Annotated in this window: 16 protein-coding genes; 11 read left to right on the forward strand and 5 right to left on the reverse strand. The window is 72.8% G+C overall.

Annotated elements, in window-relative coordinates; translation table 11 throughout:
- Window positions 1-2: 2 nt before the first annotated feature.
- The 3 genes from AQI94_RS27555 to AQI94_RS27565 are packed head-to-tail and all read left to right on the forward strand — an operon-like array spanning window position 3 to window position 3468.
- Window positions 3-1952 carry a S9 family peptidase gene (locus AQI94_RS27555; protein WP_062229995.1) on the forward strand — a complete coding sequence of 650 codons (1950 nt, stop codon included), beginning with the start codon at window positions 3-5 and terminating at the stop codon, window positions 1950-1952.
- Window positions 1949-2872 carry a S66 peptidase family protein gene (locus tag AQI94_RS27560; RefSeq protein WP_031050144.1) on the forward strand — a complete coding sequence of 308 codons (924 nt, stop codon included), beginning with the start codon at window positions 1949-1951 and terminating at the stop codon, window positions 2870-2872. The genes AQI94_RS27555 and AQI94_RS27560 overlap by 4 nt, the downstream gene beginning before the upstream one ends.
- A gap of 32 nt (window positions 2873-2904) precedes the next feature.
- On the forward strand, window positions 2905-3468 hold the full coding sequence (locus tag AQI94_RS27565) for a GNAT family N-acetyltransferase (protein ID WP_031050142.1): 564 nt from the start codon (window positions 2905-2907) through the stop codon (window positions 3466-3468).
- Here the strand turns inward: AQI94_RS27565 and AQI94_RS27570 are convergent.
- Complete coding sequence (locus tag AQI94_RS27570) at window positions 3440-3787, reverse strand: DUF6204 family protein (protein WP_031050139.1); 348 nt, start codon at window positions 3785-3787, stop codon at window positions 3440-3442. The two genes, AQI94_RS27565 and AQI94_RS27570, sit on opposite strands and share 29 nt — an antisense overlap.
- Window positions 3788-3847: 60 nt before the next feature.
- Here AQI94_RS27570 and AQI94_RS27575 point away from each other — a divergent pair, with 60 nt between their 5' ends.
- Window positions 3848-4747, forward strand: coding sequence for an arginase family protein (locus tag AQI94_RS27575; RefSeq protein ID WP_031050136.1), 900 nt, complete (start codon window positions 3848-3850; stop codon window positions 4745-4747).
- A gap of 40 nt (window positions 4748-4787) precedes the next feature.
- Window positions 4788-6710 carry a DUF5107 domain-containing protein gene (locus AQI94_RS27580; protein WP_031050133.1) on the forward strand — a complete coding sequence of 641 codons (1923 nt, stop codon included), beginning with the start codon at window positions 4788-4790 and terminating at the stop codon, window positions 6708-6710.
- 49 nt (window positions 6711-6759) lie between these two features.
- Here AQI94_RS27580 and AQI94_RS27585 read toward each other — a convergent pair whose 3' ends face one another.
- Window positions 6760-7584, reverse strand: coding sequence for a LacI family DNA-binding transcriptional regulator (locus AQI94_RS27585; protein WP_225890276.1), 825 nt, complete (start codon window positions 7582-7584; stop codon window positions 6760-6762).
- 2 nt (window positions 7585-7586) lie between these two features.
- Window positions 7587-7889, reverse strand: coding sequence for a substrate-binding domain-containing protein (locus AQI94_RS43145; RefSeq protein ID WP_318658118.1), 303 nt, complete (start codon window positions 7887-7889; stop codon window positions 7587-7589).
- An 82-nt stretch (window positions 7890-7971) separates the two neighbouring features.
- Between AQI94_RS43145 and AQI94_RS46265 the strand changes: the two genes are divergently transcribed.
- Window positions 7972-8094 carry a hypothetical protein gene (locus tag AQI94_RS46265; protein WP_263973315.1) on the forward strand — a complete coding sequence of 41 codons (123 nt, stop codon included), beginning with the start codon at window positions 7972-7974 and terminating at the stop codon, window positions 8092-8094.
- 6 nt (window positions 8095-8100) lie between these two features.
- On the opposite strand, the gene AQI94_RS27595 is transcribed toward AQI94_RS46265, so the two are convergent.
- Window positions 8101-8451: a VOC family protein gene (locus tag AQI94_RS27595; protein WP_031050124.1), complete on the reverse strand. Its 351-nt coding sequence runs from the start codon at window positions 8449-8451 to the stop codon at window positions 8101-8103.
- Between the two features lie 125 nt (window positions 8452-8576).
- Between AQI94_RS27595 and AQI94_RS27600 the strand changes: the two genes are divergently transcribed.
- Window positions 8577-9077, forward strand: a complete 501-nt coding sequence (locus AQI94_RS27600) for a phage holin family protein (protein ID WP_062229979.1) — start codon at window positions 8577-8579, stop codon at window positions 9075-9077.
- Between the two features lie 76 nt (window positions 9078-9153).
- Here AQI94_RS27600 and AQI94_RS27605 read toward each other — a convergent pair whose 3' ends face one another.
- Window positions 9154-10113 (reverse strand): LLM class F420-dependent oxidoreductase, encoded by a 960-nt coding sequence (locus tag AQI94_RS27605; protein ID WP_031043232.1) that lies wholly within the window; start codon window positions 10111-10113, stop codon window positions 9154-9156.
- Window positions 10114-10253: 140 nt separating this feature from the next.
- Between AQI94_RS27605 and AQI94_RS27610 the strand changes: the two genes are divergently transcribed.
- From AQI94_RS27610 to AQI94_RS27625, 4 genes are read left to right on the forward strand one after another with little or no spacing between them, the layout of a single operon-like run.
- Window positions 10254-12059 (forward strand): FAD-dependent oxidoreductase, encoded by a 1806-nt coding sequence (locus tag AQI94_RS27610; protein ID WP_107064237.1) that lies wholly within the window; start codon window positions 10254-10256, stop codon window positions 12057-12059.
- Window positions 12056-13903 carry a transketolase gene (locus tag AQI94_RS27615; RefSeq protein ID WP_031043239.1) on the forward strand — a complete coding sequence of 616 codons (1848 nt, stop codon included), beginning with the start codon at window positions 12056-12058 and terminating at the stop codon, window positions 13901-13903. Before AQI94_RS27610 ends, AQI94_RS27615 begins: the two co-directional genes overlap by 4 nt.
- Window positions 13900-14832, forward strand: a complete 933-nt coding sequence (gene ligD / locus AQI94_RS27620) for a non-homologous end-joining DNA ligase (protein WP_031043242.1) — start codon at window positions 13900-13902, stop codon at window positions 14830-14832. Before AQI94_RS27615 ends, ligD begins: the two co-directional genes overlap by 4 nt.
- 44 nt (window positions 14833-14876) lie before the next feature.
- Window positions 14877-15245, forward strand: a complete 369-nt coding sequence (locus AQI94_RS27625) for a gas vesicle protein GvpO (protein WP_031043245.1) — start codon at window positions 14877-14879, stop codon at window positions 15243-15245.
- Window positions 15246-15283: the final 38 nt, after the last annotated feature.

A 15283-nucleotide genomic window follows, 5' to 3' on the forward strand; every position in this document is an offset into this window, starting at 1 on the left:
ACGTGCAGACGTCGGCATACGGTTCCTGGCCCTCGCCCATCGACGCGGCGCTCGCGGCCGCGCACGACGGGCACCCCGAATGGCTGGGCTTCGTCGGGGACGAGGTGTGGTGGACCGAGCCCCGGCCCGCCGAGGGCGGCCGCCGCACCCTGGTGCGCAGGCGCGCCGACGGCCGGGAGGAGCCGGTGCTGCCCGCGCCGTGGAACGTGCGCAGCCGGGTCATCGAGTACGGCGGTCACCCCTGGGCCGGCGAGGTGGTGGCCGGCGCACCGCTCGTCGTGTTCGTGCACTTCGCCGACCAGCGGCTGTACCGCTTCGAGCCCGGCGGCGAGCCGGTCCCGCTCACGCCGGTCTCCCCGGTCGGCGGCGGACTGCGCTGGGCACAGCCGCAGTTGAGACCCGAGCTCGGTGAAGTGTGGTGCGTCCTGGAGGAGTTCACCGGGGACGGGCCCACCGACGTCCGCCGGGTCCTGGCCGCCGTGCCGCTGGACGGCTCGGCCGTGCAGGACCGGGACGCGGTGCGTGAACTCACCGACGTCCGCCACCGGTTCGTCACCGGGCCGCGGCTGTCTCCCGACGGCTCGCGCGCGGCCTGGCTCGCCTGGGACCACCCGCGCATGCCCTGGGACGGCACGGAGCTGATCGTCGCCGAGGTCCACGAGGGCGCGCTGCGGGAGCCCCGCAGGGTGGCCGGCGGCCCGGAGGAGTCCATCGCCCAGGCCGACTGGGCGCCCGACGGCCGTCTCCTGTACGCGAGCGACCGCACCGGCTGGTGGAACCTCTACCGTGACGGCGAGCAACTCTGCCCGCGCGAGGAGGAGTTCGGCGGCGCCCTGTGGAAGCTCGGCCACCGCTGGTTCGCCCCGCTGGACAGCGGACTGATCGCCGTCGTGCACGGCACCGGCTCGACCGCGCTCGGCATCCTGGACCCCGAGACGGGTGAACTCGTCGACGCGGCCGGTCCCTGGACCGAGTTCGCGCCCACCCTCGCGGTGCACGGCGAACGGGTCCTCGCCGTGGGCGCCAGCCCGCGCACCGCCTACGAGGTCGTGGAACTGGACACCCGCACGGGCCGGGCCCGGGTGGTCGGCGCCGAGCACGACGACCCCGTCGACCCCGTGCACTACCCCGAGCCCCAGATCCGCGTCTTCACCGGCCCCGACGGCCGCGACATCCACGCCCATGTCTACCCGCCGCACCACCCCGGGTACCGGGCGCCCGGCGACGAGCTGCCGCCGTACGTCGTCTGGGCGCACGGTGGACCCACGGGCCACGCGCCGCTCGTGCTCGATCTCTCCATCGCCTACTTCACCTCGCGCGGCATCGGTGTCGCCGAGGTCAACTACGGCGGCTCCACCGGGTACGGGCGTCAGTACCGCAACCGGCTGCGCGAGCAGTGGGGCGTGGTCGACGTCGAGGACTGCGCGGCCGTCGCGCTCGCCCTCGCCGACGAGGGCACCGCCGACCGCGACCGGCTCGCCGTCCGCGGCGGCAGCGCGGGCGGCTGGACCGCCGCCGCCTCGCTCACCACGACCGACGTCTACGCCTGCGGCACCATCGTCTACCCGATCCTCGACCTGGCCGGCTGGGGCACCGGGGAGACCCACGACTTCGAGTCCCAGTACCTGGAGAGCCTGGTCGGACCGCTCGCCGAGGTCCCCGGACGGTACGCGGAACGCTCGCCCGTCGAGCACGCCGACCGGGTCACCGCGCCCTTCCTGCTGCTCCAGGGCCTGGACGACGTGATCTGCCCGCCCGCGCAGTGCGAGCGGTTCCTCGCCCGGATCGACGGCCGGCAGGTGCCGCACGCCTACCTCGCCTTCGAGGGGGAGGGGCACGGCTTCCGCCGGGCGGACACGATGGTCCGCGCGCTGGAGGCCGAACTCTCCCTGTACGCCCAGGTGTTCGGGCTCAACCCGCCCGGCGTCCCGACATTGGAGCTCACCAGGTGAAGCAACTCGTACGGCCGCCCAGGCTCGCGCCCGGAGCCCGCGTGGCCGTCGTCGCGCCGAGCGGGCCGGTGCCGGAGGAGCGCCTCCAGGCAGGCCTGGACGTCCTGCGCGGCTGGGACCTCGATCCGGTCGTGGCACCCCATGTACTCGACCGTCACGACGAGTTCACCTACCTGGCGGGCACGGACGCCGACCGGGCGGCCGACCTCCAGAACGCCTGGTGCGACCCTTCCGTGGACGCCGTGCTCTGCGCCCGCGGCGGATACGGCGTGATGCGCATGGTCGACCTGCTCGACTGGGACGCCCTGCGCGCGGCCGGGCCGAAGGTGCTGGTCGGGTTCAGCGACGTCACCGCACTGCACGAGGCGTTCGCCGCCCGGCTCGGCCTGGTCACGCTGTACGGTCCGATGGCCGCCGGCATCGACTTCATCAAGAACGCGCGGGCCCAGGAACATCTGAGGTCCACGCTGTTCGCGCCGGAGACGGTCCGCACGATCGCCTCCGACGGCACGGCCCTCGTCCCCGGCAAGGCCCGCGGTGTCACCCTCGGCGGCTGTCTGTGTCTGCTCGCCTCCGAACTGGGCTCCGCGCACGCCCGGCCCGGTGCGCGCGGCGGACTGCTCTGCCTGGAGGACGTCGGCGAGGAGACGTACCGCCTCGACCGCTATCTCACCCAGCTCCTGCGCGCCGACTGGCTCGACGGAGTGCGCGGGGTGCTCCTCGGGTCGTGGGAGCGGTGCGAGCCGTACGAGAGGGTGCGCGCGCTGCTGCTCGACCGGCTCGGCGGCCTCGGCGTGCCCGTCGTGGAGGAGTTCGGCTTCGGGCACGGCGAGGGGGCGCTGACGATCCCGTTCGGGGTGGCCGCCGAACTCGACGCGGAGGCGGGCACGTTGACCCTGGACGAACCCGCGCTCCGCTGACGAGGCGGCGGCTCACGTCGTAGGGTGGCGGGATGCCCCACACCGCGTCCCGTTACCTCGCCGAGGGCCCCCGCGTGGGCATACGTCCCTTCACCTACGAGGACGGCGCCGAGTTCACCGCGCGGGCCCGGGAGAGCAAGGAACTGCATCAGCCCTGGCTGTTCCCGCCGGACAGCGAGAGCGCGTATCTCGCCTATGCCGGGCGGCTGATCGAGGACCGGACCAAGGCGGGGTTCCTGGTCTGCGAGAAGGACGGTGAGCGGGGCGACGGGGCCATCGCCGGGTTCATCAACATCAACAACATCGTCCAGGGCGGCTTCCGGTGCGGTGCCCTCGGCTACGGCGCGTTCGCGCACGCCGCCGGGCGCGGGCTGATGCGCGAGGGGCTGAACCTCGTGGTCGACCACGCCTTCGGCCCGATGCGGCTGCACCGGCTGGAGATCAACGCCCAGCCCGGGAACACCGCCTCCCTCGCCCTCGCCCGCAGCTGCGGCTTCCGGCTGGAGGGGTTCTCCCCGAAGATGATCTGGATCGACGGGGAGTGGCGGGACCACGAGCGCTGGGCGATCACCGCCGAGATGCGGGCTTCCGGTTGATCTTCATGGTGTCGAGGTCGGTGACCGTCGACTTCAGGCCGGCGAAGCCGTAGCCGAGCTCCCGCAGTGCGGTCTCCGCGCGGTCCTCGGCGATCGCGCCCGCCATCTCCTCGCCGTCCGCCGCGTCCGACACCACCACGTACCGCATCGAGAAGTGCTTCAACGGCACCGGCTCGTACGACAGCGAGCCCTCCTCGGAGAACCGCATGCTCGCCATGCCGTGCTCCGCCGCCTCGGCGAGCAGCCGGGCACGGGCCTGCTCGGTGAGTCCCTCCCACGTGCCGCGCACGATCACCCGGTAGGTGTGCTGCTCACTCACTGTCGCTCCCTCGCGTATCTCCGTGGACCGGGCGACTGTACGTCGGCGAGGATGATCCGCATGCGGAATATCGTCGTGCTGGACGCTCCCTCCAACCTCGGTCTGCGCCCGCCCGCCCCCGGTACCGTGCCCGGCTGCCACAAGCTCGCCGGGGCCCTTCGCGAGCAGCGGATCGTGCACCGCCTGCACGCCCTGGAGGGCGGGGTGGTGGTGCCGCCGCGCTACGACCGCGGGGACTGGCAGGAGGGCGACGGGGTCTTCAACGCCGCCGCGATCGCCTCGTACACCGTGAAGCTGGCCGACCGCATCGAGCGCCATGTGCGCGCCGGGGACTTCCCCGTCGTCCTCGGCGGCGACTGCTCCATCCAGCTCGGCGCCTCGCTCGCCCTGCGCCGCGTCGGGCGCTACGGCCTGGCCGCGATCGACGCCTCGCCGGACTTCCGGCACCCCGGCAACTCCGACCGCATCGGCGCGGCGGGCGGCGAGGAGGTCGCGCTGGCCACCGGGCGCGGGCAGCGGGACCTGACGGACCTGGAGGGGCGCGGGCCCTATCTGCGGGACGAGGACGTGCGGTTCTTCGGCGTCCGCGACGCCTTCGAGGAGGACAGGGCCGAGCTCGCCGCGCTGAAGATCCCCGTCGTGACCGTCGGGGACCTCCGGGAGTGGGGCGCGGACGCCGTCGCCCGGGCCACCGCCCAGGCCTTCGAGATCCCGGAGATCGACGGCTTCTGGGTGCACCTGGACGCCGACTGCCTCGACCCGTCCGTCATGCCCGCCGTCGACAGCCCCGACCCGGACGGGCTCCAGCCCGCCGAACTCCTCGCGCTGCTGCGGCCGTTGGTCACCTCCCCCGCCTGCGTGGGCCTCAACGTCACCATCTACGACCCCGATCTGGACCCCGAGGGCACGGCGGGCGCGCTGCTCACCGACATCGTCGTGGACGCCTTTGCGCAATCCTGACCGGCAGCTCCCCTGGCCGACTCACCGCCGAACGGTTTCCATGGTGATCGTGACGACGATCCGGCGAGACGTACTCACCCTGCCCGCCGCACCCCTGGGCCCCGACAACCCCCTGCCCCCGCTGCGGCTTGTGCACGAGGTGCACCGCGTGGACGCACGGGACCGGGGCGACCTGCCCCGGGACATGGCCCGGCAGGCCGGTTACGGCCAGCTCGACAGCCTGCTGCCGGTCCGCGTCCGGGACGGCTACGGCAGAACCCGCGCACCCCGCGAGATCGACACCATCGTGATCGAGAACGACCGGCTCAGGGCCACGGTCCTGCCCGGACTCGGCGGCCGGATCGCCTCCCTCCTCCACCGGCCGACCGGGCGTGAACTCCTCTACCGCAACCCGGTGTTCCAGCCCGCGAACTTCGCCCTGAACGGTGCCTGGTTCTCCGGTGGCATCGAGTGGAACACCGGCGCCACCGGCCACACCACCCTCTCCTGCGCCCCCTTGCACGCCGCCCGCGTGCCCGCCCCCGACGGCGGCGAGATGCTGCGCCTGTGGGAGTGGGAGCGGCTGCGCGACCTGCCCTTCCAGGTGGATCTGTGGCTCCCGGACGGTTCGGACTTCCTGTACGCCGGGGTGCGGATCCGCAATCCGCACGAGCGGCCGGTACCGGCCTACTGGTGGTCGAACACCGCCGTCCCCGAGGGGCGCACGGTGCTCGCGCCGGCCGAGGAGGCCTGGCAGTTCGGCTACGAGCGCCACCTGCGCCGGGTGCCCGTCCCGCCGGACCCCCAGGACAGCCCCTACGCCGCCGACTACTTCTACGACCTGCCCGACACCCGGCGCCGCTGGATCGCCGCCCTCGACCCCGACGGCGGCCACGGCCTGGCGCAGACGTCCACCGACCTCCTGCGCGGTCGCAAGCTGTTCGTGTGGGGGACCGGCAGCGGCGGCCGGCGCTGGCAGGAGTGGCTCACCGAACCCGGCACCGGCGGCTACTGCGAGATCCAGGCCGGACTCGCCCGCACCCAGCTGGAACACGTACGCCTGGACGCCGGGAGCGAGATGGCATGGCTGGAGGCGTACGGGCCCCTGGAGTCGGCGCCGGTGACGGCCGAGGCGGAGGCACGCCTGGAGGCCGTCCTGCCGCGCGCCGCCGTCGACGCGGCCTACGCCGCCTGGAAGCCGTACGCCGACACCGAACCCGGTGAGACCCTGGCCGCCGGCTCCGGCTGGGGCGCCCTCGAAGTGCTGCGCGCCGACTGGAAGCTGCCCGGCACCCCCTTCGACGAGAGCACCCTCGGGGAGGCGCAGGCGCCCTGGCTTGAGCTGCTGCGGAGCGGGTCCCTGCCCGAACCGCGCCGGGTGCGCCCGCCCGCTGACACCCTGGTCGCCCCGCACTGGCGGGACATGCTGGAGACCGCGCCCGCCACCCCGCTCACCGAGTACCACCTGGGCGTCGCCCAGTGGCACGCCGGGGACCGGGCACAGGCCGTGCGCAGCTGGGAGCGGGGACTCGAACTGGCGCCGTCCCGCTGGCCGCTGCTGCGCTGTCTCGCCGTCGCCGACCAGGAGAGCGGTAACCGGGAGCGGGCCGCCGACCGGTACGCCGACGCCTTCGACGACCTGTGCCACGAGCGGCGCGACGACGGCGAGGCGTGGACGGCGGCCACCGCCGCGCTCGGCCGCGAGACGCTGGAGGCGCTGCTCGCGGCGGGGCGCACGGCCGAGGCACGTTCCGTGTGGGAGCGGCTGTATCCGGCGATCCGCGCCCGCGGCAGGTTCCGGCTGATCGAGGCCGGACTGCTGCTCGCCGAGGGGCGGCCCGAGGCGGCCCGGACCGTCTTCGAGGAGGGCTTCGAGGTCGCCGACCTGCGGGAGGGCGCCGAGGCGATCGGCGACCTGTGGAGCCGGATCAGCGACGAACCGCTGCCCCCGCACCACGACTTCCGGATGCGGGCGCCGACGTAGGGAGCCGGACCCGCCAGGGCCTGTGTGGTGGTGTGATCATCCAGTTGTTTCACCCAGGCCCGGACGGGGGCGCTCCCGACGATGCCCGTGGACGGAGGTCGTACCCGATGCTCTCGCTGCGGCCGGGAAGGTTCCGGAAGTCCTCCATGCCCATGCGCGAGCGCAGCAGTGTCACGGCCGTGCGGGCGATCGACTCGCGTCGTAGGTCGACGGTGGTCAGGGGCGGCGAGGCGAAGCGGGCTGCCTCGATGTCGTCGAAACCGGCCAGGGCCACGTCGCTCGGCACCTTGGAGTCGTCGTAGTCGACGCCGGCTTCGGCGAGAGCTGCGCGATAGCCGCGCAGACGGCGGGCTCCGGCCCGTGGGCCGGTTTGTCCGCCGATGGCGGCGATGCGGCGCCGGCCCCGGGAGAGAAGATGTCCCACCACCGCGCGGGCGCCCTGTTCGTCGGCGCTCTCGACGTAGTCCAGGCTCAGCGCGGTGGCGTCGGCGGGGCGTTCGCCGAGTACGACCGTGGGCCGGGTGACAGATGACGCCGTCCACCAGTTCCGGGTGCGAGGACAGGACCGCCTGCTCCCGCCGGGCGTCCCATGGGTCGAGTGGAGCACCACCTTGAGTCCCTGTGTCTGGGGTGCCCTCATGATCTGCTCGGCGAGTTCCGCGTAGAACGGCTGGCAGAGGTTGGGCAGGACCAGCGCGATGGTGTCGGTGCGGCGCGAGCGCAGGCCGCGGGCGAAGGGGTTGATGCGATAGCCGAGTTCGTCGATCGCCGCGCGAACGCGTTGCTCCGTCTCGGGGCTGTACGAGCCGGTGCCGTTGATGACGTGGGAGACGGTCTTCGTGGACACCTCGGCCCGTTCGGCCACCGTGCGCATCGTCACGCCGTGCCCCATGCGGCCACCCCTCCCGGAGTCGATTCCCGGGCCATCAGGTCGAAGTCGGCGACGACCAGCCGGCCGGTGTGGTTCATGCGGTCGTTCAGCAGGGTCAGCGCCTCGCGGGCGATCTGCGCCGTACCGGGGGAGACGGAGGTGAGCGACGGACAGGCGAAGCGTGCGTCGTCGAGGTCGTCGAAACCAGCGACGGCCACCTGGTCCGGGATTCTGACGTTCGCTTCCTGGACCGCGTGCAGAGCTCTACCTGGCACAGGAGCGGGCCGCCACGACGCCGCCCGGAGCACGGTCGTCCTCGCGCTGGCACACAGGCACCACCTGATCGCCGACCCCGGCTACGACGCCTTCCTCACGCCGCCGTGCGACGAAGTGGCCGCACAGGTCCGCCAGGCATACGTCCACGACCGCTACCAGGCCATGACCGACAGGCTGGCCCGGACGGCCAGGACGACCGTCGTACCCGGGATCTACGACAGCGTGTTCGTGAACTGACCGGCCCTAGCTGACGTTGCGGTCCACGTACTCGTAGACCACGCCGTCCGGATGCATCGCGATCAGATTGCGGCCCACCGGCGTGGGCACCGGGCCCGCGATGACCCGGGCGCCCAGCTCGCTGAGCAGCTGATGGGCCTCGTCGACGTCCTTCACCGCGATGGTCGCCGCGACCTTGCGCAGCACCTCCAGCTCGGCCTCGGGGCCGCTCATCAGCAGGAAGCAGCCCACCGCGGCCACCTGGACGCCGCCGCGCTCGAAACGCAGGGCCGTGGCGCCCGCGAGCCGTTCGTAGAAGACGACCGCGGCCTCCAGATCGTCGACACAGACACGCAGCGTGGTTCCCAGAATGTCCATACGGACGAGCCTAGTTGCGGCAGCCGGGCCGCGGAGATCGTTTCACGCGATCCTCCCGACCCGGCCGCCCCTACCGCACACCCGGCCCGGCGTTATGCGCACGCCTGTACGGGTACCCGGCGGCCATGGAGCGCTTGGATCACCTGGAGCATCTGGACAGGCAACTGGTCGACGAGCTGGCGCAGGTGGCACGCGAGACCGTACGGGAAGAGCTGCGCGAACAGACGCGCAAGCAGCGCCGCACGGCCATGCTGTACGCCGCGTCCGGCGCCGTCGCGCTGTACGCGGGAGCGGCCCTGGCACTCGCCGTGGGCCTCGCTCTCGCCCTCGGGCTGCCCGACTGGGCGGCCGCACTGATCACCGCCGTGATCCTGGGGGCCGTGGCCTACGCCCTGCGCGGCGCGGCCCGGCCCTCCGCGTCCCGGCCCGCCGCCGGGCAGGAGGCGGCGGCCGTGCCGGACCGGGCAGCCGACGGAGCGGCACCGGTGGCAACCCCGCCGAGCGGGCTCGGCACGCCGTACCCGCCCATGCCGCCCGTCGCTCCCGAGACCCCGGGCACCCCGGAACCGGGCACCGCGCCGCGGCAGGACGACATCGACCCCGAACAGCCGCACCACCGGGCCTGACGCGGCCAGGTCGGCGTGATGACCCGCGGGCCGCTCGGTGAGGAAGTCACCGAGCGGCCCGCGGGTCACAGGCCGTTCACCCCTGCTGGAGCTGGGGCAGCACCTTCGTACGGTAGAAGTCGAAGAAGCCGCGCTGGTCGGGGCCGATCTGGTTGACGTAGACCCGGTCGAAGCCGGCGTCGGCGAACGCGCTCAGCGTGGCCACGTGCTCGTCGACGTCGTCGCCGCACACCGCCTTCTCGCTCACCATCTCCTCGGTGACCAGCGGCTCCAGCTGTTCGAAGTGGCGCGGCGAGGGCAGGATCTGGGCCATCTCGCCGGGCAGGAACTGGTTGAACCACAGCTTGCGGACCGTACGGACGCACTCGGCGCGGTCGATGCCGTAGCAGACCTTGGTGCCGCCGATGACCGGCTTGCCGGCCCCGCCGCCCTTGCGGAACTGCTCCACCATCGACTCGTCGGGCGTCATCGTGATGAAGCCGTCCCCGACCCGGGACGCGAGCGCCGTGGCCGCCGGACCGAAGCCGGAGATGTCGATCGGGACGGGCTCGTCGGGGACCGTGTACAGGCGGGCGTTCTCCACGGTGTAGTGCGTGCCGTGGTGGTTGACCTCCTCGCCCGTGAAGAGACGACGCATCACCTGGATCGACTCCTCCAGCATCTCCAGGCGGATGTGCGCGGGCGGCCAGACATGGCCGAGCACGTGCTCGTTCAGGGCCTCGCCGGAGCCGACCCCGAGGCGGAAACGGCCGTTGGTCATCACGGCCGAGGTCGCCGCGGCCTGTGCCACCACCGCCGGGTGGATCCGCACGGTCGGGCAGGTCACGGCCGTCTCGATGGGCAGGGACACGGCCTCCGACAGTGCGCCGATCACCGACCACACGAAGGGGCTCTGGCCCTGCGCGTCGTTCCACGGGTGGTAGTGATCGGAGATCCACAGCGAGCTGAAGCCCGCCTGCTCGGCCATCCGCGCCTGTTCGACCAGGTCCGCGGGACCGAACTCCTCGCACGACAGGAAATAGCCGTATTCGGGCATGGGGGGTACCTCCGGCGGTTCCGTGATGAGAGGGGCCCCGTCCGAGTACCCGGCGACCCGTACGGAAACCGGCGTTTGGGCGCCCTGGCCAGGGGGACGCGGAAGGCTCCCGAGGTACGCGACAGCCCCGGAGGCGAACCGTGAGTCGACCCCGCATCGTGATCGTCGGTGCCGGCTTCGCCGGGTACCGGACGGCCAAGGAACTGTCCCGACAAGCCCGCGGCAAGGCCGACATCACCCTGCTGAACCCGACCGACTACTTCCTGTACCTGCCCCTGCTGCCCCAGGTCGCCGCCGGCATCCTGGAACCCCGGCGAGTGACCGTCTCCCTCTCCGACACCCTGCCGCGGGTGCGGCTGGTGCTCGGCGAGGCCGACGGCATCGACCTGGACGGCCGCACCGTCCACTACACCGACCCCGAGGGCGCCCGCGGCACGCTCGCCTACGACCGGCTGGTGCTGGCCGCCGGAAGCGTCAACAAGCTGCTGCCCATCCCCGGGGTCGCCGAGCACGCGCACGGCTTCCGGGGCCTGCCCGAGGCGCTGTACCTGCGCGACCACGTGACCCGCCAGGTGGAGCTCGCCGCGGCCGCCGACGATCCGCAGACCTGCGCCGCCCGGTGCACCTTCGTCGTGGTCGGAGCCGGCTACACGGGCACCGAGGTCGCCGCGCACGGGCAGCTCTTCACCGACGCGCAGGTGCGGGGGCACCCGCTGCGGGAGGGCATGCGGCCGCGCTGGATCCTCCTCGACACCGCGGAGCGGGTCCTGCCCGAACTCGATCCGCGTCTGTCCCGCACCGCCGACCGCACGCTCAGGGAACGGGGCGTGGAGGTACGCATGGGCACCTCCGTGAAGGAGGCCACACCGGACGGAGTGCTGCTGACCGACGGCGAGTTCGTGCCGACGCGCTCGCTGGTGTGGTGCGTGGGCGTACGGCCCGATCCGCTCGCCGAGTCGCTCGGACTGCCCCTGGAGCGCGGCCGGCTGCTCGTCGACCCGAACCTCCAAGTGCCGGGCAGGCCCGAGGTGTTCGCGTGCGGCGACGCGGCCGCGGTACCCGATCTGGACAACCCGGGCCAGTACACGCCGATGACGGCGCAGCACGCCTGGCGGCAGGGCCGTACGGCGGCCCTCAACGTCGCCGCCTCGCTCGGGGCCGGTGTGCGCCGCCCCTACGAACACCGGGACCTCGGCTTCGTCGTGGACCTCGGCGGGGCGAAGGCCGCGGCCAACCCGCTGGGCGTCCCGCTGTCCGGCCTCGCGGCCGGTGCCGTCACCCGCGGCTACCACCTCGCCGCGATGCCGGGCAACCGCGTCCGGGTCGCCGCCGACTGGCTGCTGGACGCCGTACTCCCGCGCCAGGCCGTCCAGTTGGGCCTCGTGCGGTCCTGGGCGGTACCGCTGGACACCGCCTCGCCGGAGTCGGCACAGGCCCCCGGCCGGCCGCAGGCACGCCAGAAGACCGAAGCCCGCTCGGGGCCCGGGGCCGCCACCGAGCGGGAGACCAGGCCGGAGTGGGCGGAGACCGAGAGGGCCGAGCAGTCCGAGCCCTTGGTGGAGCAGGACGAGCCGGGGGCGCCGGTGGCCGACCCGGCCGGCGCTCGGGAGCCGGGTGTCGTGGCCAGCGCGGGCGAGGCGGTGATCGCCGAGGCGAAGGCGCGCGAAGGGGCCGTGCAGGGGGCGTCCGAGCAGGAGCCGCCGGAGCGGAAGGCGCCCGCCCGGGCGAAGGACCGGCCCGCCGCCGAACCGGCCAGGAACCAACCCGGTGGTGAACCCGCCAGGAACCAACGCGGTGGTGAACCCGCGGACAATCGGCCTTCCGCCGGGCCCGCCAGGAACCAGCCCGCCCCCGAACCCACCACGAACCGACCGGGCGGTGAGCCGGGCCAAGCCCCCGGCGCCGCCAACCGCACTGACGCGGACCCCGCGGAAGGAGACTCATGAACACCGGTGAACTCGTCGAACTCGCCCAGCAGTTGCGCGTGGACAGTGTGCGCGCCTCGGCCGCCGCGGGCTCCGGGCACCCGACGTCCTCGATGTCCGCGGCGGACCTGATGGCCGTACTCCTGGCGAACCACTTCCGCTACGACTTCGACCGCCCCGCCCACCCCGGCAACGACCGCTTCGTGCTGTCCAAGGGCCATGCCTCGCCGCTGCTGTACTCCGCGTACAAGGCGGCCGGTGTCGTGGACGACGAGGAGTTGCTGACCTTCCGCAAGCTTGACAGCCGCCTCGAAGGACACCCGACCCCGCGCAAGCTGCCCTGGGTCGAGACGGCGACCGGATCGCTGGGCCAGGGACTGCCGGTGGGCGTCGGCATCGCGCTGTCCGGGAAGCGGCTGGACCGCGCCGACTACCGCGTGTGGGTGCTGTGCGGCGACAGCGAACTCGCCGAGGGCTCGATCTGGGAGGCCGCCGAGCACGCGGGCCACGAGCACCTCGACAACCTCACCGCGATCGTGGACGTCAACCGGCTGGGCCAGCGCGGCCCCACCCGCCACGGCCACGACCTCGACGCCTACGCCCGGCGCTTCCAGGCCTTCGGCTGGCACACCGTCGAGGTCGACGGGCATGACGTGGACGCGATCGACCGCGCGTACGGCGAGGCCGAGTCCACCAAGGGCCAGCCCACCGCGATCCTCGCCCGCACCCTCAAGGGCAAGGGCGTCGCGGACGTCGAGGACCGCGAGGGACTGCACGGCAAGCCGCTCAAGAACGCCGACGACGCCATCGAGGAGCTCGGCGGCGTACGCGACCTGCGCGTCCGGGTGAACGAACCGCCGGCCGCCCGCGTCCTGCACGCCGTCCGCGCCGGGCACGTCGAACTGCCCCGCTGGGACACCGGCGAGGAAGTGGCCACCCGCGACGCCTACGGACAGGCCCTCGCCGCCCTCGGCACCGGACGCGGTGACGTCGTCGCCCTGGACGGCGAGGTCGGCGACTCGACCCGCACCGAGTACTTCGCCAAGGAACACGCCGACCGCTACTTCGAGTGCTACATCGCCGAGCAGCAGATGGTCGCGGCCGCCGTGGGACTGGCCGCGCGCGGCTGGGTGCCGTACGCCGGGACCTTCGCCGCCTTCCTCACCCGGGCCTACGACTTCGTGCGCATGGCCTCCATCAGCGGGGCCGGCCTCAACCTCGTCGGCTCGCACGCGGGCGTCGCCATCGGCCAGGACGGGCCCAGCCAGATGGGCCTGGAGGACCTCGCGATGATGCGGGCGATCCACGGCTCGACCGTGCTGTACCCGTGCGACGCCAACCAGACCGCCCGCCTGATCGCCGAGATGGCGGACCTGGACGGCATCCGCTACCTGCGCACGGGCCGCGGTGAGAGCCCGGTGATCTACGGCGCCGACGAGCAGTTCCCGATCGGCGGCAGCAAGGTGCTGCGCTTCTCGCAGAGCGACCGGCTGACGGTCGTCGCCGCGGGCGTCACCGTGCACGAGGCACTCAAGGCCGCCGAGGCGCTGGACCAGGAGGGCATCCGCGTCCGGGTCATCGACCTCTACTCGGTCAAGCCGGTCGACCGGGACACCCTGCGACAGGCCGCCGAGGACACCGGCTGCCTGCTGACCGTGGAGGACCACCGCGAGGAGGGCGGCCTCGGCGACGCCGTCCTCGACGCCTTCACCGACGGCCGGCCCGTACCGCGCCCGGTACGGCTCGCCGTCCGTACGATGCCCGGCTCGGCCTCGCCCGAGGAGCAGCTGCACGCCGCGGGCATCGACGCCGAGTCGATCGGGGCCGCCGTCCGACTGCTCGTGGAGCAGGCGATCGTGCCGTGACCAGGGACGACGTACGGACCGTACGCGCGGGCAAGCGCACCGTCGAGGTGCACCGGCCCGACAAGGTGCTCTTCCCCGGCGGCGACGGCGCCAAGGAGTACACCAAGGCCGACCTCGTCGACTACTACCGTGCCGTCGCGCCCTTCATGCTGCCGCACCTGCGGGGCCGCCCGCTGATGCTGGAACGGCACCCGGACGGCCTCGACGGCCCCCGGTTCATGCAGAAGAACACGCCGGACTCCTACCCGGAGTGGATCAGCCGCGTCGAGGTGCCGAAGGAGGGCGGCACCGTCTGCCACACCGTCTGTGACGACACCGCCACCCTCCTGTACCTCGCCGACCAGGCCTGTCTCACCCTGCACCGCTGGCTGTCCCGGGCCGGGAGCGTGGAGCGGCCCGACCGGATGGTCTTCGACCTCGACCCGGCCGGGGACGACGACTTCGCCCTGGTGCGCGAGGCGGCCGGGCTGCTCGGGGAGCTCCTCGACGAGCTGAGCCTGCCCTCGGCGCTGATGACCACCGGCTCGCGCGGGCTGCATGTCGTCGTGCCGCTCAACGGCCGGCACGACGTCGACGAGGTCCGGGAGTTCGCCAAGGACGTGGCCGACACCCTGGTCGCAGGCCACCCCGACCGGCTCACCACCGCCGCCCGCAAGAAGGACCGCGGCGACCGCCTCTACCTCGACATACAGCGCAACGCCTACGCGCAGACCGCCGTCGCGCCGTTCACCGTCCGCGCGAAACCCGGGGCTCCCGTGGCGACCCCGATGGCCTGGGCCCAGCTGGACGACCCGGGCCTGGACGCGCGCCGCTGGACCATCGCCGACGCGGTCGAACAGGCCCGCACCGACCCGTGGGCCGGAGTCATGGCCAAAAGGCGCGCCCTCGGTCCCGCCCGGCGCAGGTTGAACGCGTTGATGCCCTCTTGAAGGTTTGGCGAAGGAACGAGCGGCCACCCGAGGTGAGAGGTGCCATGTCGAACACAAAAAACTCATCCGAATCACAGGATTCACGAAACTCCCGCAAAGGGACAGGAGAGGACACGGAAGAGAACATGGCGGAGAACCGGCGGCCCAAGCCCATGGAAGTGCTGCGCGAGGCGCGCACCCAGCTGGCCGAGCTGACCGGCATGACCGCCGAGAACGTGTCGTCCTTCGAACAGACGGAGGACGGCTGGGCTCTTGAGATCGAGGTCCTCGAGCTGTCCCGCGTGCCCGACACGATGAGCCTGATGGCGAGCTACCAGGTCGAACTCGACCCGGAAGGCCAGCTCACCGGTTATCGGCGTGTTCGCCGTTACGAACGCGGGCGCGCGGACGCACATAGGCAGGGCGGCCGCTAGGCCGCTCCACGGCACAGACATCCGTTCACCAGCACACA

Source organism: Streptomyces pseudovenezuelae (genome assembly GCF_001513955.1).
Taxonomy (GTDB): Bacteria; Actinomycetota; Actinomycetes; order Streptomycetales; family Streptomycetaceae; genus Streptomyces; species Streptomyces pseudovenezuelae.

What these genes read in the sequence shown, in the direction of transcription:
- AQI94_RS27565 (WP_031050142.1), top strand. Translation starts at nt 2,905, where the DNA reads ATGCCCCACACCGCGTCCCGTTACCTCGCCGAGGGCCCCCGCGTGGGC.
- AQI94_RS27575 (WP_031050136.1), top strand. Translation starts at nt 3,848, where the DNA reads ATGCGGAATATCGTCGTGCTGGACGCTCCCTCCAACCTCGGTCTGCGC.
- AQI94_RS27580 (WP_031050133.1), top strand. Translation starts at nt 4,788, where the DNA reads ATGGTGATCGTGACGACGATCCGGCGAGACGTACTCACCCTGCCCGCC.
- AQI94_RS27585 (WP_225890276.1), bottom strand. Translation starts at nt 7,584, where the DNA reads ATGCGCACGGTGGCCGAACGGGCCGAGGTGTCCACGAAGACCGTCTCC.
- AQI94_RS27595 (WP_031050124.1), bottom strand. Translation starts at nt 8,451, where the DNA reads ATGGACATTCTGGGAACCACGCTGCGTGTCTGTGTCGACGATCTGGAG.
- AQI94_RS27600 (WP_062229979.1), top strand. Translation starts at nt 8,577, where the DNA reads ATGGAGCGCTTGGATCACCTGGAGCATCTGGACAGGCAACTGGTCGAC.
- AQI94_RS27605 (WP_031043232.1), bottom strand. Translation starts at nt 10,113, where the DNA reads ATGCCCGAATACGGCTATTTCCTGTCGTGCGAGGAGTTCGGTCCCGCG.
- AQI94_RS27615 (WP_031043239.1), top strand. Translation starts at nt 12,056, where the DNA reads ATGAACACCGGTGAACTCGTCGAACTCGCCCAGCAGTTGCGCGTGGAC.
- AQI94_RS27625 (WP_031043245.1), top strand. Translation starts at nt 14,877, where the DNA reads ATGTCGAACACAAAAAACTCATCCGAATCACAGGATTCACGAAACTCC.